The sequence below is a fragment of the Maribacter aquimaris genome (genome assembly GCF_014596745.1).
In the GTDB taxonomy this organism is placed as follows: Bacteria; Bacteroidota; Bacteroidia; order Flavobacteriales; family Flavobacteriaceae; genus Maribacter_A; species Maribacter_A aquimaris.
In genome coordinates this window covers 194,503-218,917 of record NZ_JABTCF010000007.1, presented here as the reverse complement: position 1 = coordinate 218,917, position 24,415 = coordinate 194,503, and the positions used below count along the sequence as shown (strand labels likewise).

The window sequence follows — 24,415 nt, the reverse complement described above, 5'->3', positions numbered from 1 at the left end:
GTAGCACGCATTAATGTTTATCGAAGTTAAAGACCTCGGATGGGGTTCTGGCCGTATTGAAAATATCCTCCATTTCCTTAACGATATCCGGATGTGACCCTGCGATGTCATTGTTTTCGCCAATATCATTTTTTAAGTCGTATAATTCCATCGGTGCATTGGGGTTTTTAAACACATTGTTACGAATCGCCTTCCAATCCCCCATGCGTATAGCCTTTCGTCCACCCATTTCATGAAACTCCCAATACAGATATTCATGCTTGACCTGTTTATCCTTTTCCCCTAACAAGGTGGGTACAAAGGAGATTCCATCAATATTCGGGGGGGTATCGACACCAGCAATATCCGAGAAGGTAGGTAGTACGTCCCAGAAAGCGGAAACTAGTTCCGTTTTACTGTTGGATTTGATTTTTCCTGGCCATTTGGCAATCATAGGAATCCGGATTCCACCTTCATACAGGTCTCTTTTAATCCCTCTTAAAGGACCATTACTATCAAAATATTCTGGATCGGCACCTCCTTCATTGTGGGGACCGTTATCGGAAGTGAATATAATGATCGTATTGTCCGAAATGCCCATATCCTCTACCTTTTGAACGATTTCACCTACCTGTCGGTCCAAAAGTTCAATCATCGCCACAAATGCGGCATGCGGTGTTGCCTGGGCGCCATAATAGCCGCCCTTATAAGGTTTTTCCGGAGGGAATTTTCCCGAATATTTCTTTATTAAATCCTCTGGGGCAGCCAATTCCGCATGGGGAATTACCGAAGGAACAAACAAGAAAAAGGGATTGTCTTTATTTTTCTCGATAAATTGGAGCGTCTTCTCCTGGATTAAAGAGGGTGCATATATTTCCCTTTTACCATTTTCATTTCCCGAAAGCACAATAGAATCTGAATTGCTCCACAAATGGTCAGGATAATAATGATGGGCCTGTCGTTGGCAATTATATCCATAGAATACATCAAAGCCCTGTTGGGTTGGATCACCTTCAGAACCAGGATATCCCAGTCCCCATTTTCCAAAGGCCCCAGTTACATAACCTACTTTTTTTAGGGCTTCGGCGACCGTGTAGGTGCTATCGGGTATAGGATACTGGCCTTCTGGCTCTAGTTCTTTGTTTCCCCTAACAACGGTATGCCCTGTGTTAAATCCGGTCATTAGGGAACATCGGGAGGGGGCACATACACTCGTGCCTGCATAATGTTGGGTAAAGACCATACCCTCTGAAGCCAATTTATCAATATTGGATGTACTGAATTTCTTTTGCCCAAAACAACCCAAGTCCCCATAACCTAGATCGTCGGCAATAATATAAATGATGTTCGGTTGCTTAACATCCTTGCCCTCGATCCCACAAGTTGCCGTGTTTTCGCTTGTTTTTTTAGGGTTTTTGCAGGCCACAAAGACAATGGCAAAAAGTATGGGTAGTAAATAAATTGTTTTGATTTTCATAGTAGACTATTAGATCATTATTTTATACATTATTTTGGGTTTGGACGTTAACTGTGATAAACAAATCCAATAGGACCGATTATTCCATTATTTGAAATGTACATGTACGGTATCCCCTTCCCTTATATACTTTTCATATATTGTTTTATTCCCTCCATCGACGACTTTAACGTGCAGCTTTTTCGCTTTTCTTACGATAGAGATATCAAAATTTTCACCAAAGGCCTTTATTTTTTTTAAGGCCATATGGTCCCATTCCTTGGGCAATCTGGGAGTGCTTTTAAAACTGTGGAGCCCTGTAGGGACGATTCCAAAGACTCCTTCGGTGAACACGCGACAGTAAAGACCACTCTCCGCGGATAATTGTGCCATGTTACCTTCGGGAAAAGCCTCTACCACATATGGTACCCGATCGCCTAAAAGTCGTTTGTTTGAAAACTCATCCAGTTTTTCCAGTGATTCTTCCGTGGATCCGGCCAGGAATGTTCCCCTAAGGGCATATAAGGTTCCCCTGTCCCAGAAAATTTCGGAAATAGCCTTGTTTTCATCGTTTTTTTCGACATGCACCCCGTTCTCTGACCACAGTTTATCAAAAAGGGCTTTTGTGGTACCTTCTTTACGATCGTAAATACCTACGACCAAAGGAAGGCATATCCAATGCCTTAATTTGGTATGTTCCTTATAATACTTATAGGTTTCTATGCCCTCAATAGTCGCTCCAAAATAAGATTCGATTGCCTTTTTAAGGGTTTTGGCCTGTCTGGAATACGTTTGTAACGTCTTACTGTTCTCGTTTAACGAACGGCCTAGACTTACTGCCAATCCCAAGGCTCCGTAGTACAAACTGGAAGTGGATAAATTGGCCGTCCCCGTAGGAATCCTTCCTTCCATTTCATCGGATTTCGAAACAACCACGCCCGAATCGTTCAATTGTCTTCTATTGTACTCCAAACACCATGTTATTAAAGGCCATAGCTCTTTTGCGATATTTTTATCCCCACTTGCCAAGGCAAATTGTGTGGCTCCATAAGCGATCATAGCGGCATCACCCCTATCTAAAGTGCTTTTGGGTGCATCGCCCTCCATTTCAAAAGAATAGGGGAGGTTGGTGTATGAATCGTTTGTTTCCTTATCAAAGATCCTATAAACATTTAAAGACGCCTCGTTTCCGGTGGCATATCCTAAATAAGGAAAAAAGGGTCCTACATATTCCGCTTGATCATTGGCCCAAAAACCGACATAATAGCGGCCACCACCGGGAGAATGTATTAAACCTAGTTTTGACTCAAAAATACTTTCAGAGGCCCTAATCTTGGAAAAACCGAACAAGGTGTTCAAGGTGGGGTCGGGAGTAACCAATTCCAAAGAATTCTTCATTTGGTCCAAAAAACTTAGTCGCTCTTTATAAAATTCATTCCCGGATATCTGAATGCGTTCCTCATCGTTCATTGTAGCAGAGATCCCAATTGAAAAAGTATATGATTTACCGGGGAGCAAGGTTACTTCGTCCTTAATGTTGGAATCGATATAAATGGCATAGTTGCCTTTTGCCCCTTCGGTCATCGATTTGGTTTCTTTACGCCCCCCTTTTAATACAATGGATGATGTGCCGGTATTGGTCAAGGTCCATTGTTCTACGAATAATCGTTGACTCATAGAGGGGAAAAAAGTACGCGTCAGTGCGACCCCGTCAACAGCTTCGTGCTTTAATGTCAACATGCCATTAATGGAAACCTCTGAAACGGGTCCAGGTACATAAATTCTATCACCTAAGGCTATGGAAGGAAGAATTTCGTCCGAATATGTTTCTTTAAGGTATGCTCGATACGCTTTCCAATCCGGGTCGTTGGTCTTTAAAAATGTTCGTAGTTGCGGAAAAAATATCTCACGGCTTACCGCTACTTCCCTTTTGTCATTAATGGCATAGGTTACGATACCAGAGACCCTTTTTCCTGAAAGTTCCATATTATCTTGATATGGGTGATTGTTACTTTGAGTAACATCGAGCCGTATTTCATCGGATTTATTAATACTCCAATGCTTTTCCTGCGCTATCTGCCACTGAGAAACCAGTAGTGCTGAAATCACCAATATATTCTTAATTACCATCATTTTCGATTTTAGAAATTATATCATCCTCAATTAATATCCAATAACATCCAATTATCATTTACCACCCCATCAAGAACATTTTCTATACATAGATTCCAACTAACGAAACCAACAATATTCCCATTTTCATCAACATGGTCATCACTAGGGGCTAAAGCCACCCCTGTTTCGGCATTATAATTTTCATGCATGGTGTCGTGCCTTTCCATATCCTTCAACAATAAAGTACCTACCGTGTTGCCCAACCAAGCCACTTCTTTATCAAAGCCATATTTTTTGAGGCCAATGGAGTAAATGTAATTTGCAATAGGCCACACAGGGCCTTGCCAATTGGAAAAAGGCACGATTATATTTTTGTTGTTGTAATCTGGATCTTTGGCGGAAAGTGACCTAAAACCATATTTCGCTTTCATGTGCGACGGTTCCAAAAGATATTTCCCGATCATTGCCTTACCTTCTACTTCCGGGGCTATCCCCGCCATTAAGGGCACAAACGAGGAATAACTGATCCTTTTGTAAAAATCGCCTGTTTCCCGATCAATGGTATAATAAATCTGATCTTCCTTTGACCAAAGATAGGTATTGATGGCTTTTTTCAATTTGTTTGCCTTTTCAGTATAGACGATAGCATCCATATCCATACCCAGTACCTTGGCTATAGCCGCTTGGGCTTTATATTCCTTATACTGAAGGGTACTGGCATCGGGAGCAAGAAAGGACCGTTTGTCTTCTTGGAAATAATTCATGGCAGGATTGTTGTCCGCTCCACTTTGCATGGCAATATCCCAATAAAATAGTCCGGTCTTTTCGTCTTGTTGCGTACGTTCCCTGTATTCCAATACTTTTTTCAACTGCCCATAATAAGGCTTTACCCAGGAAAAATCCTTTAATCCTTTTGAGGCTAGATATACGCCTTGGGACAAAAAGGGTTTCATCGCGAACTTACCAAAAATAGGTCGAGGGCCCTTGGTAGTTGCGCAACCGGACACATATCCATCTTGATCAATTCCTTTGATTAGGTTTAACGCCCAATATTTCAAGTATTCCGGTTTTCCCTTGCTCACAAAATAGTTTCCCATAAAAAAACCATCCCAATCCCACATTTGTTTATAAAAACCGGAAGGTATGAGGTATGGATATTCCAAATATCCTTCGGCGGGCTGTATTACTTTTTTGGACTGCCGTTCAAAATCATTGCGCAGCGTAATGTAGAGGTTTTCCATTTCTTCTTTGTTTATGGTTACCTGGGATGAGTCGGTTTTTTTTACAGATTCATTTTTTGCCGTTTTCTTGTTATTACAGCTCATTAAACTGCCGATAGTTATACAAAGTAGGAGTGTTTTCTTCATTTAAATTATATTGTTAGATCGTTGTTGTACGTTTAGCACCTTACAGGAGCTACAGGCATCAACCTTCGAGTTGGTTATTTTCGTGTATATTCTTTAGGAAATTGGGCATCCACATCGCTCCACCATTTATTGATTTTTTTAAAAAGGCGATTCCTGAGTCCTGGTAATTCCGAAGATAGGTCATGTCTTTCGCCAATATCATTCTTTATGTTGTACAGTTCTAATCCGTTATCCTTGAAAAACACAATTAATTTGTAATCTCCTTCACGTATGGCGCTGCTTGGCCCTCCTTTTTGGTTGGAACGGTGGGGATAGTGATAATAGGTGGCTTTATGGATTTTTTGTTTTTTGTTTTTAAGAATAGGTACAAAGCTTTTGCCATCCTTGTGTAGGTCTGGACGTAAAGGCAGCCCCGTCATCTCAAGAATGGTGGGATAAAAGTCCATACTGGTGATGATAGCATCGGATACGGTTCCAGGTTTTGTTGTTCCTGGCCACTTAATAATAGCGGGCTCCCTTATGCCCCCCTCGTACAACCAGCCTTTACCTCCTCTTAAGGGAGTGTTTGCGGTAGGGGTTCCTTCTGAAGAGGATAGTCCGCCGTTATCAGAAAAAAAGATTACGATCGTGTTATCCGCAATGCCCTTGTCTTTAAGTTTATGGAGTATTTTACCAACCGCTATGTCCATGGATTCTACCATGGCCGCATAAGTGGGGTGATCTTGTTTTATTCTATAGACAAACGGTTTTCCTCCATTCTTTTCTTCTTCAAATCGCTCTTCATCGGTCAAGGCTAGTTTTTCCTTTTTCCCGTTATATTTTTTAATCCTATCCTCCGGGGCACTAAAAGGAGCATGGACAGAATAAAAGGAAAAATACAGAAGAAAGGGCTCATTTGCATTTTTGTCGATGAAGTCAACGGCCTCCTTTGCCAAGCGGTCTGTCATATATACACCATCTGGGCCATTTTTTAAATTTGGTATGTTCCATGGAGCGAAATACTTGTTTTTTATATACAGTCCACCTCTAAAGTGCCCAGCTATATTAATGTCGAAACCTTGTTTGTCCGGCCAGAACTTGCCTTCGCCTGCCTCATTGTTTAGGTGCCATTTTCCCAAGAAAATAGTTTTGTACCCAGCATCCTTTAGAACTTCGGGGAACAGTACTTCTTCGAGAGGAAGGTTTTTTACATAATTTGGATTCCCAGGTCCGCCAATCCATTGAGTGAGGTGAATACGAGCAGGATTTTCCCCGGTTAGGATTGAAGCTCTTGTTGGGGAACAAACCGGTGAAGCAGCATAGGCTTGGGTAAAGCGAACGCCTTCCTTAGCCAATTGGTCAATATTGGGCGTTTCATAAAAGGTACTGCCGTTGGCGCCAATATCCATCCATCCCAAATCATCAACTAGGATAAAAACGATGTTTGGTTTTTTATTGGTCTGTGCGTATAGTCCATAGCATAATATGGATAAGGTAACCAACAATATTTTTTTCTTGGAGAAGTTGAAAAATTGCATTTTTAAAAGTTAATAGATGGTTCTTGTTATATATATGAAGATTGTGTGAAAAATATCCCTATGTAAAGGAGGGTAAAAACAATGAGCGTTTAAAATTCCTTTTGGATATGTCCTACAAAACCCCCACTCAATTGGACGTAATACCCCTTTGGATTATTATCATTTGATAATTCATCTACTAGCCCAGTATTCACCATAGCTTCGTTCTTTATAGCTTTTTAGTTTACAACTTGCAATAATCTTCCCCTTCAAACAAGGTAGAAGTGTTTTCTTCATCTATTTAATAATTCTTAAGATTTACAGGCTTAAATGCCCTTGAATCCTTTTTATATAATTTTTTAATAAAAGAATAAAACTGTTGTGTTTGGTACTTTCCTAAAAAGAACACAATAATTTGTTTGCCCTGCCCAAAAATTTAGTAGAAAAGAACGTTTAGGCCTCGGTATCACAGATGCTCCAAGGCCTATTGGAAACGTTCTTTCTACTACTAACAACAACTAACTCAATTCTTAAAAATTCTAACTTACCAATTAGGGTTATTGGGTGCCAAATTCGGATTGATATCAATCTCACTTTGCGGTATGGGCCACAATTCGTTCTTACCAGCTACGAAACCGTACCCTTTGCCAGTCATTACTTCAGCTGCCTTGCCCCAACGAACAAGGTCAAAATATCGTTTTTGTTCAAAACATAATTCAACCCTTCTTTCGTGATAAAGAGCTTCCCTCATTTGTTCTTTGGAAATGGTCGCATCGACAAACGGCACTTGTGCACGTTTTCTAATGGGATTGATGAAGTCGACTGCCTCACCTGTACGATCAAGTTCATTCAATGTCTCAGCCTTAAGGAGAAAAATATCCCCTAAACGTATAACTACATAATTATTATCGACAAAATATGGTGTTCCGGCCGTATAGTCATCAAAAGCCACCAATCCTTTTTTACAGTTATATCCAGTAGGAGACCATTCCCCTTTATAGACATCACCACTAAAAATGTCACCATCCCTTAGTACGGAGGCCTCCAATCGTATATCACCGGGTTCAAACTCGTCTACCAAATCCTGTGTCGGCAACATAAAACCGATTCCACCCCAATCAATATCCGAGGATCTTGGAGACATCCATCCGTTACGGTTATATCCTTCACGGTCACTGGCTCCCCCTGTTTGGAAGTTTATTTGAAAAATCACTTCTTTGTTCGTTTCGTTTCCGATACCGAAAATGGCGGAAAAATCATCAGAAAGGCCATAGCCATAATCGTTGATCACACTCGTAAGTAATGGATCGGCTTCCTTCCACTTTTTCTGAAAGACATAAGACTTGGCCAATAGGGCCTTTGCCGCTCCTACTGTAGCCCTTCCCAAATCGTTGTCAGAAAGACCGTCAGGCGTTTTTAGTCCTTCCATCGCTGCTTTAAGATCATCTTCGATAAACTTCCAAACCTCACTTTCGGGACTTCTTGAAATGTCATAATCCTCAGGGCTGTTGGGTTCTGTTACAATGGGTAAATCGCCATAACGTATGACCAAATCAAAATAACACAATGCCCTAAGGAACTTGGCTTCGGCCAATAATGTATTCTTAATGTCCGAATCTATATCTTCCTCTGCCATTCCCTGGATTTTCTGGATAGCCAGATTTGCCCTGAACACCGGAACGAAATATGCTTTCCATTTGTCTACGTAGATATGGTTATCGGCAGATGCAATGAATTTTTGCACTTGATCCATACCGGGTTGATCAGAGGGGCCGCCCCCTCCTTTTTCCGCATCATCGGATTGTACGTCTTCTACGATCGACATTGCACCGTAGACGGTATAACCTTGGATTCCGTCGTAAATGGCATTGACGGCCTGTGTGGCCTCTTCCTCATTGGTGTAAAAAGTACCCACACTTAATGAACCCAAGGGTTCTTTGTCTAAAAAAGAGTCATCGCAAGCGTATACGCTTAAAGCCAGTAAAGTGATATATATGTATTTCTTCATGGTTTCGTTTATTTGAATTATAAGGATAAGTTTATGCCAAGTACCAAAGAACTGGCCACAGGATATTTGGCCCTATCGACCCCAAGGTCGGTCCTTGACCCTTTAGTCTGATACATTTCCGGATCAAAACCGCGATAAGAAGTAAAGGTGTGGAGGTTTTCGGCACTAATATAAAAACGCAGACGGTCTACTTTTAACTTTTCAAGGATACTTTCCGGCATAGAATAACCCAATTGTACATTTTTGATTCTTAGGAAAGAGCCATCCTCTACCATACGTGAAGAGCTTCTTGTATTTTGGTTCACATCATCACGGGTTACCCTTGGCACTGAATTGGAAGTCCCTTCACCTGTCCATCGGTTCAAAATGTTCGTCCATTTGTTGTAGGGTTCCGAAGCAGTCTCTACCTGACGAATCATACCATTGTAAATATCATTACCGTAAGAACCGTAAAGGCGTACACTAAAGTCAATGTTTTTATAATTGGTCTGTGCGTAGGCCGAGAAAGTGAAATCGGGATTGGGATCACCAATATAGGTACGATCCTTATCATCCAGAACATCATCTTCATTGACATCCTTGAATCGAATATCGCCCGGTTTGGCATCAGGTTGCACCCCGTGTGCCAAAATATCGGCATTGTTTTGGAAAAGTCCGTCCGCAACATAACCAAAAAACTGGCTAATGGGCATACCTACCTCGGTACGTGTCCAGCGTTCCCCCAAATAAGCCTGGTCACTCCAAATATAATCTACGGTACCAAGGTCCTTTACCTCATTCTTTATTTTGGTAAAGTTACCCCCGATATTATAGGTAAATTCCTTATCGGAAGGTGACTGGTAATCCAAGGCCAACTCAATACCACTATTCCTGATTTTACCGACATTGGTATAGGCCGTAGTTGAATAACCCGAAGTAGCCGGTGCCGGCAAGGTCAGCAACATATCCTCTGTGTCCTTTATAAAATAATCCGCAGTCACAGAAACACTATTATCGAACATTTTAAGATCTAGACCAAAGTTGCTTTGAATGGTAGTTTCCCAGGTAACATCCGGATTGGAAGCGGCATTGGGAGCGTATCCTGGCACAGTCCCCTGTGAGGTGCCAAAAGGATAATAAACCAAATCAAGATTGTTCGCCCAAGGGTAGTTACTGTAAATATCCTGATTCCCTAATTTACCATAACTCGCACGTAGCTTAACATAGTTAAAAGCCTTCGTGTTATCGAAGAAACCTTCTTCACTTATAATCCATCCTGCCGATACGGAAGGGAAGGTTCCGAAGCGATTGGATTCCCCAAATCGGGAAGAGCCGTCGCGCCTTACATTCGCTTGAAAAAGATATCGGTTTTTGTAGTTATAGTTTAGTCTTCCTAAATAGGACATAAGTGCATATTCCGAAGTACCGCCACTGTTGTCCCTAGTTCCTGTTCCCGCACCTAAATACCAAATATATTTTTGGTTATTGGGGAAATCCTTTCTACTGGCGTTTAAGGTTTCATATCTATTTTCCTCTTTGGTAATACCTGCCAAAACATCAAAATGGTGGTCTTGCCCTATATCAAAGGTATAATTAACCGTATTTTCCCACACCCAAGTGGTATACAATGATGATGTCTCGGAAAGCTGGTTTTGAATGGCTTGTGAGCTACCCTCGGTATATGTAGGATCAAAATCCTTTCCTTTAGAGTATAGGAAATCATATCCAAAAGAACTTTTGAAGGTAAAATCGGAGATAGGTGTATACTCTAAATAAGAGTTACCCAAGACCCGATAACTTTTTCTGGTATCATAATTCATCAAAGCCAAACGCACAGGATTTCCTCCATCTCCAACATACTCTGCCGGGCCTATGTTTCCTCCCCAATTACCATCGGCATCCTTAACGGGTACCATGGGTCTTTCCCTTAATGCCCCAAAAAGAACACTTGTCCAAGAATGATCGTCGGGTACCACATCTTGTGTACTTGTAGTTAACGATAAATTGGTTCCTACCTTAAACTTGTCCGAAAATTTGGTACTACCATTAATACGGGCCGATATTCTCTCAAAACCACTACCTATAACAATACCATCCAGGCCATAGTAGCCTAAAGAAAATAAATAATCCGATTTTTCAGACCCTCCTGAAAAAGTAAATTGGTGGTTTTGAATGGGTGCATTTTGAAACACCTCATCTTGCCAATTGGTATCGGTTGGATTAGCCGTACCTGGACCGTACTCACTGGGATCTCCCCAAAACGCATCGTCAGGTAGACCTGAGTTTCTGTAAGCCTCTTTTGTTATCATAACATAATCATGAGAATTCAACACATCAATCTGCTTGGCAGCCTGTTGAAAACCATAATAACTCTCGATGCTGATTTTGGAAACCCCAGCCTTTCCTTTTTTGGTCGTAATTATAATCACCCCATTGGCTGCCCGGGCACCATAAATGGCGGAAGCTGCAGCATCCTTAAGAATGGAAATGGAGGCTATATCCGATGGATTGATTGAACTGATTCCCGATTTTGTCGGAAACCCATCTATAACGTACAATGGATCATTATTGCCAAAAGTACCTGTACCCCTTATTCTCACTGCAACTCCTCCTCCCGGTTCACCGGAATCCGCAGTAATCTGTACCCCGGCAACTTTTCCTTGAAGCGCTTGGGACACCGTAGGAACGGAACTCTCCTTTAAAACATCTTCATTGACAAAACCGACACTCCCTGTCAGATCTTTGACTTTTTGCTTACCGTAACCCACAACCATGACTCCTTCAAGGGAATTGGCTTCTGGCTCCATTTGCACCCGTATATTGGTTCGTGCACCCACGATAATTTCCTGGGTCTTATATCCTAAATAAGAAATTACCAATACTGAACTTTCTGAAGGTACTTGAATTTTGAAATTACCGTCAAAGTCGGTAGTCGTACCATCTGTAGTACCTTTAATTACAATAGCCGCTCCAGGTAAGGGTATACCCTGGTCGTCGACAACGTTACCTTTTACTTCCTTTTCCTTGCTGTCCAACGAGAATGCCGGACCGTAGTTGGCACTTGCGCTGGATACAAAAGCTACATAGCAGATTAAAAAGCCGAGAATCCTGGCTTTAGTGACCACGCTTTTAATTTGTTTCATCATAGATTTAAAGTTTTTAGTTAGTTTGTTCAGAACCTATTCTATTCGGTTCAACAAATACCCAATAAAAAAAGTGGATTTGCTTCTTGTAAAATTATCGGAATCATTGGCCTGAAAACTTATAATTCCGTATCAAATACGTATAAAATAGTACCATAGGCCCCATATAATCGAAGTTTAACGGGGTCATCGACAAATACGATGAAATTACTATGGAAAATGGATGGATATTTTAGGATGATTTTCTAGATGTCTTTTTTATACTCTTTTGGACTACATCCATACGCTTCTTTGAAACATCTTGAAAAATAACTCGGTTCTTTGAAACCGGAGAGAAAAGCGATCTCCGCTATCTGGAATTTATCCTCATCCAACAATAGGACGGCATATTTTAACCGAATTGATTTTATAAAGTTATTAGGGGTAAGTCCGGTCAGCGCCTTCACCTTCCGGAATAGCTGGGCCCTACTCACACCGATCTCGGTGGCCAGTATTTCCAAAGTCAGGTTTTGGTCTTGGATGTTTTTCTCGATGGTTTGTTTCAATTTCAGCAGAAATCTTTCATCAATGGAGGTTACCGTAACTTTTGAAGGTTCCAATATTTTGGCATTTTGGAACATTAATCGGAGCTTTTCTCGATTTTTGATGAGGTTATTGATCTTGGCAATCAGAATATCCTTGTTGAAAGGTTTGGTAATATATGCATCAGCCCCTGAATTTATACCTTCAACCACTTGCTGGTCGAAAGCCCTGGCGCTGAGCAAGATTATGGGGATATGGCTTGTCTCGAAATCACCTTTTATCCTTTTACAAAGATCAATACCATTGATTTCAGGCATTACAATATCACTGACAACCACATCAGGGGTTTCTTCCCGAATTAAATCTATTCCTTCCAGACCATTATTGGCGGTATAAACATTAAAATCATTTTGCAGTATCCGTTTTAAATACATGCGCAATTCGTCATTGTCCTCAATAAGGGCCACACTATACTGCTTAATTTTGTCAACGGCCAGTGATTCTTCTGAAACGGGAACGACTAGTGTTTCCACTTGACTTTTCGCCGGTATTATTGATGGTGATACCGTTTTTGAAACTTTATAAAGATCTTTGTTCTTGGGTAATAATACCACAAAAGAGGCTCCCTTGTTCTTTTTGCTTTTCAATAATATTGATCCATAGTGCATTTCAGCAAGCTGTTTTACCATATATAGACCAATTCCTGTACCTGAGTTTACACTGTCATCTTGATAAAAACGGGTAAAAATATCTTGCACATGTTTTTCGGAAATGCCACCTCCGTCGTCTTTTACCTTCAAGAAAATATGATTGTCCTTGTCGGAGTATTCCTTTTTGCCACAGATCAGCTTGTATCCACGCCCCCCAAACCTTCCTTTCTTAGTGTCTAAAACCCCTATCGAAACGCGTACTTGGCCTCCATATTTCACGGCCTTGAATGCATTGGACAATAAGTTGTATAGGATTTTTTCCACCTTATCATGATCATAGAACATGATTATAGGATGTTTGGGAAGTTTGATCTCATAATCGACATTCCTGTTTTTTGATACATGTACGAACGAATTGGTTATCACTCGAACACTCTCCACTATATCACCTTCGCCTATATTCAACTCCAATTTTCCGTATTCATATTTTCTGAAATCCATTATTTGGTCGACCAATCTTCTTAAGCGCTCTACATTTGTTTGAACTATACCCAATAATTCGTTGTTCCGATTTGCATGCTTTTGTTGGATCAAACTATGTATAGGGTCTACAATCAACGACAGTGGTGTTCTTAACTCATGGGAGATATTCGTAAAAAATATTAATTTGGATTCATATATTTCCGATAGTTTCTTTCGTTCTATTTCCTGTATTTTCAGCTCATTACGGCTATCCCGGTTCTTTATTAGGATATAAACGAATGAAATAATGATCCCGATCCCTATCAAGTACCAAAGGAACATCATCCACCATGTTGCATACCATGCTGGCATAACCTCAATCTGCACAACAAGCTCTTCGGCATTCCAAACCCCATCATTATTGGTTCCCTTTAGATGAAACTGATAATCCCCCTTGGGAAGGTTTGCATAGTTAATGGATCGTTCATTACCTAAATAGCGCCAATCATCGTCAACCCCGATCAATTTGCATTGATACATATTATTACTGGAATATGGCAAATGCAATGAAGCAAACTCGAGTCCGACCGTATTTTCTTTTGCTTTTAACCTAATGTTTTTGGCATATGATATTTCTTCTTCCAGTATTTGATTGTCATCATTTACCCGGACTTGTTTGCCATTGACGATCAACTTGGTCAATACAAGATTCGGACGGTAGTCGTTCTTATTGATATTGATCGATGAATCGTAGCTATTCAAACCGCTGGAACCACCAAAATAAAAATTCCCCGATTTACCCGCATAAACAGAGTTGCCATTAAATTCCAAAGACTGCAATCCATCTTTAATACCAAACCGTTCCTCTTCGGATGAATCGAAATCATAGGTGAATAATCCATTATTCGAACTCGCCCATATTTTATTCTTGTCCTTATCATACAATAGCCCGTATACATACCCCATACCAACCTTTAACGGATTGGATGACCTTTTTAGCGAAAGGAATGGCTTTATTTCCTTATTTGGCAAATCTATTTCACAAATACCAAAATTGGTACCTACTAAAATGGTGTTATCGGCTACCTCGCATAGATTATAGGATTCATAGTTCTCAAAATACTTTTTATAGGCTTCTGCAATCCTAATGATCTTAAAGTTCAATGGTTTTCCTAGATTCTTATACTTTGATATGTAAATGCCGTAATCCTTATACTCCAAATAAGCTATCCTTCCGTTCAATGTCCCCAACCATATCCTGTTTTTACTATCGAGCATTAAGGAATAAATGATTTTGTTGTCTAGCGAAGTTCCAATCGAAGTGTTTGTTATCCGTTTCAATTCTCCCAAGGCTGTAGATACATACAATCCACTGGAAGTACTAATCCATTTATTGGCATCCTTATCCTCCAATATGGCATAAACACTCTCTCCTGGTAAAAGGCTTGGTTTTTTAAGGTGAAATTGCCTTTTGAGGTCTTCATTATCCCGTATCGGTTTCTCTATGATATAAATCCCTCCTTGGGTTCCCACCCAAATAGATCCCTTTTTATCTTGAATTATTGATCTAACATGCCCCAATGCGTTGTTGACATCTGCGCCTACACTTAATTGTTTTTCCCCTTTCAATACAAAAAGTCCCTTCCCGCGGGTTCCTATCCATAAATTGGAATCGTTATCTTCCAAAATTCCATGAACGTTGACAATTTCTGTTCCAACCCTATCACCTTTGTCAATTTTATTGATAATATGGAACCTCTGCTCCAAAGTAACCACGGTATTTACCCCAGCATCAGTACCAACAACGATCATTCCCGAGGGATCCTCAAACAATGTTCTTACAAAATCGTTGTTCAGTACATTGGCAAAATTGATTTTATGCCTATAGTTCTGCCAATTATCTGTTTGTTTATGGTACACGAATAATCCTTCCCCTTCGGTGCCAATCCATATAGACCCATTTATGTCCTCTAGAAAATTATTGATAAGTTCAGGATTGGGCCAATTACTGTATATACTTGAGATATTCTGAACCTTTAAAGGAACGCCATTGACAAAGGCACCAATATTCAGCTTTGAAAAGTAGGTTTGTCCATCCGCAAAGATCAGTAAATCGTTAGACTTGGTAAGATACAGGGTTCTAAACTCCTTAAGTGTCTTATCATCTTGATCCATTTCCACCAAAACAGGTTTGGCAGCGGGGGCATCCACACTTAAATAAAAAAGCCCTTTGGAAGTCCTTATTAGTGCCCCCCCGGCCATAGTGATTATTTGATAAACCTCTGGGGTTTGTCCTATGGTCTTTGATCCTTCAAATTCAATTTCTTGGATAGCATAGGAGCCTTCTGTTTTTAGTCTAACCCGAAAAAATCCGTTTGTCGTGCCTACATAAATACCGTCTTCATTACCGTCAACATCCAAACAAGTGATATAATTACTTTGTTCCGGATTGGTTTCCGATGGAAAAATGTAAGTAAAGGTATGATTGGTCTTATTAAATAAGTTCAAGCCATTCTTGGTGCCGACCACCAAATAATCACGCAAACCATTTACGGCCGTCACCCATGGGTTGCTCAACCCGGTTTCACCATTAAAGGTATTTGGGAAAATTTCATAATCATAACCATTGTACTTATATAACCCATCCATCTTACCTATCCATAAAAAGCCCTTTTTATCCTTATAAAAAGAGGAGGTAACATTGTCGGTAATACTCAACTTATCACTAAGCGAATTGATTTTGTAATCGAAACTTTGTCCCACACCTGAAGTAAAGGTGATAAAAGCAAACAGAGTAATTAATAGCAAATTATTTTTCTGCATGAATAGAATTGGGCTTGAAGGAATTGGAGTTAATTATGGATAAAGTTAGTGAAATAGAATTTTAAAAAAATCTTTATACATTCATTCATCCACAGTAATACTATCGTTCTGTAACTTAAACTATTTTTAGTGAAGGTTGCATTTTCCCAAGTTGCAAACCTAAGACTGTAGAAGATAGATTTAACCATTGAATTTATTCAGATAGAATTATAACGAAAGAGTATCAAAGGTAGTCGGAAAAAAGCATGGGCATAGAAAGTATTACGGATTAAGAATCCTTGATTCTAGTATTTTATGCCTTTTCCCTACGGTTCATGTCCCATAACATTAAAGGCGTAATTCACTATAATATGCCTTTGGCCAATCCCTTTCTAATAACATGCTACTTTGTCCATAATCTTCACTGTACCCCATTAGTTGTTTAAATTTCAAAGGGAAATTACCTTCATGTTGATTAGCGGTAAAAAACTAGAAATCCCAAATTGAAATCCCATATCGTATTTCCTGTTAGGGTTTATAATTTAAAATGCCACAATTGTCGCATAGGATGCTTCATGCGTACTACGAATGATATGGATAACTTAATATTTTTAAAGGCTATTACAAATAATAATTGTGTTCGTCGAACGTAACGGCTAAATGATATTATTAATGGGAAGTACAAAGGCATTATTTTTTTTCTTCATCATTGTTTTCAGCTGTAATAATCTGCTTGGGCAAGAGGTAAGGATACAAGGGGAATTACAGAAATGGCATAAAGTAACCTTAACTTTTGAGGGGGAAGATTTGAGTGAGGATGACGCTTATAATCCTTTTTTGAATTATCGCCTCAACGTTACTTTTAAAAATGGGAATACCGAATATGTTATACCCGGTTTTTATGCTGCTGATGGGAATGCATCGGAAAGCAGTTCAACCATGGGGAAGATTTGGAAAGTCCGATTCAGACCCGATAAAATCGGGGAATGGAAGTATAAGGTTTCATTTAGGAAGGGAGAGAACATTGCGGTAAACGACTCAGTGGAAGCAGGGAGCCCCGTGTTTTTTGATGGGGCCAAAGGTTCGTTTGTGATTGCCGATATGGAAGAAGTTTCATTGGGGCCGGAATCCAAAGGGCGTATTCTATATACAGGGGACCGATATTTAAGTTATGCCGAAACCAAAGAGGTTTTTTTAAAAGGAGGTGCAGATAGCCCTGAGGATTTTTTGGGATATTATGAATTTGATCAAACCCCTGCTTCGCACAAATATGGGCCTCATGCCGGGGATTGGAAACAAGGTGATCCGGTATGGCAGGGAAATAAGGGAAAAAATATAATAGGCGCATTGAATTATTTGGCATCTAAGGGAATGAACGCTGTTTATTTTCTAACCATGAACGTTCAAGGGGATGGAAAGGATGTCTGGCCTTGGATTCATGAAAATGAAAGGTATCGATTCGATTGTAGCAAGTTGGATCAGTGGGAGATTGTTTTTGATCATATGGACAAACTGGGATTGATGCTCCATATAGTATTGCAAGAGACAGAAAATGAATTGTTGTTGGATATAGGACAGTTGGGTGTGCAAAGAAAGTTATACTTACGGGAATTAATAGCCCGTTTTTCCCACCATTTGGGTGTTACTTGGAATTTGGGTGAAGAGAACGGTCCCGTTCATTGGTCGCCAAAAGGGCAGGATGATGAAGATAGAAAGGCAATGATGGAGTACATTAAGCGTAATGATCCTTATCAAAATTTTGTGGCTTTGCACACACATTCAGTTCCTGAAGAGCAAGACCAAATACTGCGACCGCTTCTTGGTAACCCATATTTAGATGGACCATCCATCCAAATCCATGATCCGCATCTGGTGCATGAAACAACTAAAAAGTGGATTCAGGAATCCCTAAAAACCAATAAAACATGGGTAGTGAATCTCGATGAGATAGGCCCTGCCGATGTCGGGGCAAAACCCGATGCGGATGACCCAGCTCATGATGAAGTAAGGGGCCCGGTGCTTTGGGGTAATTTAATGGCAGGGGGTGCTGGGGTTGAATGGTATTTTGGGTACAAGTTTGCCCATATGGATTTGAATTGTGAAGACTGGAGGTCGCGGGATGCCTTGTGGGACCAAACGAAAATTGCCTTTGATTTTTTTCATGACCATCTCCCTTTTTCTGATATGCATAGTGCGGATGATCTAACAAGTAATGATGATGATTATGTCTTTGTAAAAAACAGGGAAATCTATGCCATATACCTTCCAAAGGTCCAGAAAACAACCATCGATATATTGAATACGGCATCAATGTTTACGGTAGCATGGTTCAATCCGAGAACCGGAGGGAAACTCCAAAAAGGGACATTAAAACAAATCAAAGGAGGGAAAGCCGTGGATATTGGTTACCCTCCAAGCAAAGTAGGGGATTGGGTAGCCCTTATAAAAAGCAAGAAAGTTGTAGATACAAAAGCAAAATCTAAACCGGAGGTTATAACCTTGGATGCCTTGAGTGATTTTGTATATGAACAGAATAATGGAAAACCTTCGCTTTACCGCGATGAATTAAACGGGGTTTTGGCCATTGATGCATCCCAAAAGGATCAACGCAATGGTTTTGCTTCTGCATATGCCGTTTTTACGGGTAAGGAGGGCCTGTATAAGGCATCCTTTATCAGTATGGCTGAAAACGATGGGGAATCACAATATATTGTCCGTGTTAATGGAACGGTACTGGATACACTGGTAAATCCGGAGGTCACTGAAAACTTTAAGACCATTAGGCATGCTGTGGATAAGATGTACTTATATACCAATGATGTCATCCAAATAGAATCAAAGGTCATGACCAATGGAAAAATACCGGAAAATGGGGAAACCGCTTGGTCTAGAGGTCGATGGAATGCCCTTAAATTGGTTCCGGACGGACTATCTGTAAAGGAACAATTGAAGAATGTAGCCCCATTTGAGGAAAACAATGGGTATTTGGAGGTAGAGGCAGAATCCTTTCACTATAAATCGAATAATGGCACTAAGCGCGATTGGATTTTACAGTCACAGGAATCTTCCGATTCCGAAATAAAACACCATCTAGAAACATCCAGCAATGGTGCTTATATTGAAGCTTTACCCGACACTAGGGTTACACATGACGATCCTTTGGTGCACGGTGTGAATTTTTTCCCTATAGCGGCTATTGGCGGTATCGTATCCTATAAGGTCAAAATAAATACTCCAGGAAAATATTATGTTTGGGTAAGTGCCTATTCGAGTGGATCCGAAGATAACGGGGTGCATGTTGGGGTTGATGGTGCATGGCCCGAAAGTGGCGCCAGGATGCAATGGTGTGAAAACAAGAACCAATGGACATGGTCATCGGCACAGCGGGTTTCCGATAACCATTGCGGTATTCCAAAAACTATTTTTCTTAATTTTGATTCACCAGGGGATTATATAATATCATTTTCAATGCGGGAGGATGGTTTCGAAATGGATAGATGGATTCTTACCACAGATAGTAGCATAACCCCTGAATAATCCCTAGTATGTATATATGAGCAATAGAAATAGGATAAATCTTTTTTTTGTATTTCTCAGTACACTGGGTTCTGTGCTTGTGATGGCTCAGGAAGCAACCAAGCGCTTTGAATTTGAGAATATCAAGGATGGTATTTCCAAGGTTGCGGTTTCTACCATAATTCAGGACCAGAATGGTTTTATTTGGATGGGAACCAATGGCGAAGGCCTGTATAAATTCGATGGCATTGATTATACATCCTATAAACATCGGATTAATGACTCCACTTCCTTAAATAGTAGTTTAATACACTGTACCTATTTAGATACGAAAAATAGACTTTGGATAGGCACCGAGAACGGGTTGAACCTTTATGATAGGGACTTGGATAAATTCGTACGGATTCCACTTGAAAAGAACAATAAAAGTGGTATTTCCAATTTTTCGGCATTTACGATTTATGGCGATGCTTCAGATAATATCTTCATTGGGAGTTTTGAGAATGGTTATTTCAGATTGGCGGCAGGGGATTCGATTATTAGACGGGTGGCTTCCAATTTTGCTTCCTCAAGGAATATTGTGAATGTCAATGATATAAAGGTTAGTGGGGAGGGCAAAATTTATGCGGGTACCAGTTTGGGTCTGGAGGAATACCTTAAAGAGGACAATAAGTTTGATTTTTCGTATTTCAATACCGATAAAGGCATGGTTCCCTTTAAGCATCAGGTTCAGTCCATTTTGTTGGCCCAGGACGGTTCTATATGGATTGGGACAGTATCGCAAGGGGTCTATAAAATTGTAAAAGGCATAAATAAGATGGGTGGCTTGGATACCATTAGCCATTATGATATTACCGACAAACGAATACTGGATATGGTCCAACTTACCGATGGGACCGTCTTGGTCGGTACAGAGAATGATGGTCTATTACATATTGATGGGGATGGGAAGCTTATCAGTAAGTATGTTCAGGACAAAACCGATAAAAATGGTATCCGCTCAAATTCTATTTGGGCATTGTTGTTGGATGCGGATGACAGGATTTGGGTTGGCTATTACAATAGTGGCATATCGGTCTACGACAGTTTGTACGATAAATTCAAGGGACTTGAAAGTCTGCCCTATGAAACGAATTCACTGGAAGTGGGGTCTGTTACCGGGATTTTAATGGATGATGACGGTAAGCTTTGGATAGGTATGGACGGTGGTGGTATTGACACCTATGATCCTTCAACGAACATATTTGAACATATTGGAAGGGGAAAAAGCAAGTATTCCGGGCTAAAAAGTTTGGATATTCAAACCATATTTTTTGACAGTCAAAAAAATCTATGGGCCGGAAGTTGGCAAAATGGTCTATTTCTCTTAAGGCAAGGGGAATCTTTTTTTACAAATTTCAGTAGCCAAAACCTGCCTGATGTATTCAATTCCAATCGGATAATGAGCTTTGCGGAGGGTGCCGACGGTACAATTTGGATTGGGACCTTCTACGACGGACTCATTTCATACAATCCGGAAACCCAGGAATTTATTAGGCATATTTCAGAACCATTCGTGCAAAATGAGATTCATACCAGCGCTATCCGAAAAGTATTGGTCGACACCAAGAATAACCTCTGGTTGGGTACGACCCAAGGTCTTTTTAAGGTCACTCAGGAACGTTCGGGAGGGTTCGTTGTGAAATCCCTTGCGGAAAAGGTTCATAATACAAGTCAAAATAAGACCAGTGCCAACCATATACTTTCCTTATATGAAAGTAAGGATGGGAAAATCTTAATAGGCACTAGGGGCTCGGGCCTATGTAGTTATGATGATGAAACGAATGAATATGTTTTTTACAATGAGATCCTTGGTTTAAATGATGAAACGGTTTCCAGTATTTTGGAAAGTAAAAATGGCAATATTTGGATTAGTGGTAACTCGGGCATTACCAAAATCAATCTGGAAAAAGGGGAGTTTACCAACTATACCCAAAACGATGGATTGCTTTCCGATGATTTCAATTTCAATGCGGTATTACAAGATGACCAAGGTATCCTTTATTTTGGGAATTATAAAGGCATTGATTTTTTTGACCCCAATGGGATTAGCCAAAACAAAAGGGTTCCAAGGTTATATTTGACAGGGTTTAAGCTTTTTAATGAGGGGGTGGTTGCTAATGAGGAAGGATCCCCTTTGAAAAAGGTCATTTCTGAAACAAAAGAAATTACATTAGATCATACCCAGTCTGTTTTCACCATTGACTATGTCGGTATTAATTATACGCGACCAGAAAAGAATCAATATGCCTATTACCTCGAAGGATTGGAGGATTCTTGGAATTATGTAGGGAGTCAAAGAAGTGCAACCTATACCAACCTGGATCAAGGGGAATATACCTTTAAGTTAAAATCAGCGAACAATGATGGGATTTGGAATGAGCCTCCCTTAGAACTAAAAATTACCGTACTGCCTCCTTGGTGGAAAACGAATATCGCAATTCTTTGTTATCTGTGTTTATTCATGTTAGGGGTGTATCTGTTGAATTTGGTCACACAGAAACGTATAAAAGAAAAACAACTGATTCGTGCCGAAAGGGACCAGCGGGTAAGGGAAGATGAATTGTATAAGCAGAAGCTACAATTCTTTACCAATATTTCACATGAATTCAGAACCCCTTTGACACTTATAATAAACCCTCTTAAAGATATTATTGGGGATAAGAGCCTTAACCTACCGGCTAAGATCAGGAATAAACACAATGTTATCTATAAAAATACGGATAGGCTTTATCGGCTAATCAATGAGCTTATGGATTTCAGGAAACTGGAACATAACAAATTGAATATTAAGGTAAAGGAACTTGATTTAAGTATATTATCGAATGAGGTGATAGATTATTTCGAAGCGGAGGCATTAAGCAAGAACATACACTTGACCATCGATAAAGACCAAGATCATATTCCCATTTACGCCGATGAGAAAATGTTGGAGAAAATCATTTTCAATATTCTTTCCAATGCGATGAAGGTCACGAATGAAGGTGGGGGTATAACCTTGGATATTGTATCAAACGATATTTTTGAAAAATTGCCATTGGTTGATGAAAATGAACCGATAAAGGTTGTCGAAATAGTTATTTCCGATACAGGACCAGGATTAACGGAAGAACAGGTCGGGAAAATATTCGAACGTTTCTATCAAGTAAAAAACCTTAATGAAACCTATTATGGGGGAACCGGTATAGGGCTCGAGGTGGTACAGAGCTTCGTGCAGTTGCATAAAGGAAAGATTGAGGTGACCAGTGAGTTGGGAAAAGGCACATCATTTAGAATAGTTTTACCCAATGGGATGGAGTATTTCAATGAAAATGAGCTTCTTTTGGAAGAATCGAAGGCCTTGAGACCTTCTTCTAGGGAATCCTTTGGGGTAATTGATAGTGAAAAAGGGGAAATAGAAGAGCAAGATGAAAAATCAACCCCTAAATATAAGTCTTACACACTGTTGATCGTTGAGGATAATGCCGAATTGCGGAATTATCTAAAAGATGAGTTTAAGGAACAATACAAGGTAGTCGTGGCCAAAGACGGTAAAGAAGGGCTAAAAATCGCGAAAGATATTTTACCGGACATTATTTTAACCGATGTCATAATGCCCAATATGGATGGGTTTATGTTCTGCAAGTTTATTAAGGAGGATTTGAGGACCAGCCATATACCTTTATTGATGCTGACCGCAAAAGCTAAAATAGACGATAGGATCGAGGGAATCGAATTCGGCGCCGATGCCTATATGGTCAAGCCATTTGATATGAGGTTGTTAAGGCTTAGGCTCAATCAATTGATCACAAGTCGACAAATCATCTTTGATAAGTATTTTAGGAATATCAGTGGTGGTGATGAAAACACCAATAACACCTCACTGGATAAAGGATTTATACAAAAGGTGTTGAATTATGTTCATGAGAACATAAGTGATCCCGATTTGAGCGTGGAGTTATTGGCCAAAGAGCTGAATCTAAGTCGCAGCCAATTATACAGAAAAATCAAAACACTAACGGGACAGACCGTAAATGAGTTTTTACGAAACGTACGATTGCAGAAAGCCAAGCAGATCATTGAAACCGATGAGGAAATAAACATCAGCGAGGTTTGCTATCAAGTAGGGTTTTCATCCCCTTCCTATTTCACAAAATGTTTCAAGGCACTATTTGGGGTCCTTCCGACAGATGTAGTGAGACCTTAACTTTCCCTAAAACTAATTAGCGCTTTTACCACTTTATATTTTTTTTCATGTTAATGATTCATGGTCATTTGCAACAAATGTTGCGTCAATTAACACGAATGTTGTGTAAAAGGTTGGGTGCCGCCCATCTGCAACATTAGTTTCACCTACTGCTCATTACTTGGCATTCAAGGTTATAATACTAATATATTTTTGATAGTGGTGCATAGTGGTATTCAGGATGAAGAAAAAATATTCAAAATTTAAAATCTTAGGAGAAGTCTTGCTTATAGGTTTGATCTTGATTTTTATCGGATTTCTTTTTACGTATGTGATTTGAAGGAACTGGAATTCCCTCAAAGAAACCAACCTTTTAAATAAACTAAAATTAACTTAAACAAACTCAAGGATGACCAAATTGAAAATTGCAATTATCGCGGTTGTGATGATTTTTTCACAAAGGCAAGGCAAATGCTGCTACTAGAACGTTGGTAGGTTTTGAAAGGATTCATTTAAAAGTTGGCGAAGCAAAAAAAGTAGCCTTTAGTATAAGCCCAAAAAGCTACGCTTTAATAAGTGAGGATGGTGAATTTTTAGTAGAACCAGGATCATTAGAAATAAGCGTTGGGGGAAAGCAACCTGGTTTTAAAGGAGTTGCAGATCCCGCCACAAGTGGAGTGATTACAAAAATAATATCACTAATAAATTAAATAAAA

At 39.9% G+C, this 24,415-nt stretch carries 9 protein-coding genes and 1 pseudogene; 3 read left to right on the top strand and 7 right to left on the bottom strand.

The genetic code is table 11. The annotated features are described in order from the left end of the window. Positions 1-10: 10 nt before the first annotated feature. The 7 genes from HPE56_RS12640 to HPE56_RS12610 form a co-directional block, all read right to left on the bottom strand. Complete coding sequence (locus HPE56_RS12640; RefSeq protein ID WP_188244116.1) at positions 11-1,456, bottom strand: arylsulfatase; 1,446 nt, start codon at positions 1,454-1,456, stop codon at positions 11-13. An 87-nt stretch (positions 1,457-1,543) separates the two neighbouring features. Continuing rightward, entirely contained in the window at positions 1,544-3,568 is a 2,025-nt protein-coding gene (locus tag HPE56_RS12635) for a six-hairpin glycosidase-like protein (RefSeq protein WP_188244115.1), read from the bottom strand. 26 nt (positions 3,569-3,594) lie between these two features. Further along, positions 3,595-4,917, bottom strand: coding sequence for an MGH1-like glycoside hydrolase domain-containing protein (locus HPE56_RS12630; RefSeq protein ID WP_188244114.1), 1,323 nt, complete (start codon positions 4,915-4,917; stop codon positions 3,595-3,597). A 74-nt stretch (positions 4,918-4,991) separates the two neighbouring features. Further along, on the bottom strand, positions 4,992-6,434 hold the full coding sequence (locus HPE56_RS12625) for a sulfatase (protein WP_223170298.1): 1,443 nt from the start codon (positions 6,432-6,434) through the stop codon (positions 4,992-4,994). 523 nt (positions 6,435-6,957) lie between these two features. Beyond that, complete coding sequence (locus HPE56_RS12620; RefSeq protein ID WP_188244113.1) at positions 6,958-8,421, bottom strand: RagB/SusD family nutrient uptake outer membrane protein; 1,464 nt, start codon at positions 8,419-8,421, stop codon at positions 6,958-6,960. 17 nt (positions 8,422-8,438) lie between these two features. Further along, on the bottom strand, positions 8,439-11,546 hold the full coding sequence (locus tag HPE56_RS12615) for a SusC/RagA family TonB-linked outer membrane protein (RefSeq protein ID WP_188244112.1): 3,108 nt from the start codon (positions 11,544-11,546) through the stop codon (positions 8,439-8,441). Between the two features lie 242 nt (positions 11,547-11,788). Next, entirely contained in the window at positions 11,789-16,000 is a 4,212-nt protein-coding gene (locus HPE56_RS12610; protein ID WP_188244111.1) for a hybrid sensor histidine kinase/response regulator transcription factor, read from the bottom strand. A gap of 651 nt (positions 16,001-16,651) precedes the next feature. On the opposite strand from HPE56_RS12610, the gene HPE56_RS12605 reads away from it, so the two are divergent. From HPE56_RS12605 to HPE56_RS12595, 3 genes and pseudogenes are all read left to right on the top strand, one after another. Next, positions 16,652-19,516, top strand: coding sequence for a DUF5060 domain-containing protein (locus tag HPE56_RS12605; RefSeq protein WP_188244110.1), 2,865 nt, complete (start codon positions 16,652-16,654; stop codon positions 19,514-19,516). Between the two features lie 16 nt (positions 19,517-19,532). Then, positions 19,533-23,720 carry a hybrid sensor histidine kinase/response regulator transcription factor gene (locus HPE56_RS12600; protein WP_188244109.1) on the top strand — a complete coding sequence of 1,396 codons (4,188 nt, stop codon included), beginning with the start codon at positions 19,533-19,535 and terminating at the stop codon, positions 23,718-23,720. 452 nt (positions 23,721-24,172) lie between these two features. Next, a pseudogene (locus tag HPE56_RS12595) lies at positions 24,173-24,409 on the top strand (fibronectin type III-like domain-contianing protein); the annotation flags it as partial. Positions 24,410-24,415: the final 6 nt, after the last annotated feature.

Excerpts from the sequence above, each read along its gene's own strand:
- HPE56_RS12640 (WP_188244116.1), bottom strand. The coding sequence starts at position 1,456 with ATGAAAATCAAAACAATTTATTTACTACCCATACTTTTTGCCATTGTC.
- HPE56_RS12635 (WP_188244115.1), bottom strand. The coding sequence starts at position 3,568 with ATGATGGTAATTAAGAATATATTGGTGATTTCAGCACTACTGGTTTCT.
- HPE56_RS12630 (WP_188244114.1), bottom strand. The coding sequence starts at position 4,917 with ATGAAGAAAACACTCCTACTTTGTATAACTATCGGCAGTTTAATGAGC.
- HPE56_RS12625 (WP_223170298.1), bottom strand. The coding sequence starts at position 6,434 with ATGCAATTTTTCAACTTCTCCAAGAAAAAAATATTGTTGGTTACCTTA.
- HPE56_RS12620 (WP_188244113.1), bottom strand. The coding sequence starts at position 8,421 with ATGAAGAAATACATATATATCACTTTACTGGCTTTAAGCGTATACGCT.
- HPE56_RS12615 (WP_188244112.1), bottom strand. The coding sequence starts at position 11,546 with ATGATGAAACAAATTAAAAGCGTGGTCACTAAAGCCAGGATTCTCGGC.
- HPE56_RS12610 (WP_188244111.1), bottom strand. The coding sequence starts at position 16,000 with ATGCAGAAAAATAATTTGCTATTAATTACTCTGTTTGCTTTTATCACC.
- HPE56_RS12605 (WP_188244110.1), top strand. The coding sequence starts at position 16,652 with ATGGGAAGTACAAAGGCATTATTTTTTTTCTTCATCATTGTTTTCAGC.
- HPE56_RS12600 (WP_188244109.1), top strand. The coding sequence starts at position 19,533 with ATGAGCAATAGAAATAGGATAAATCTTTTTTTTGTATTTCTCAGTACA.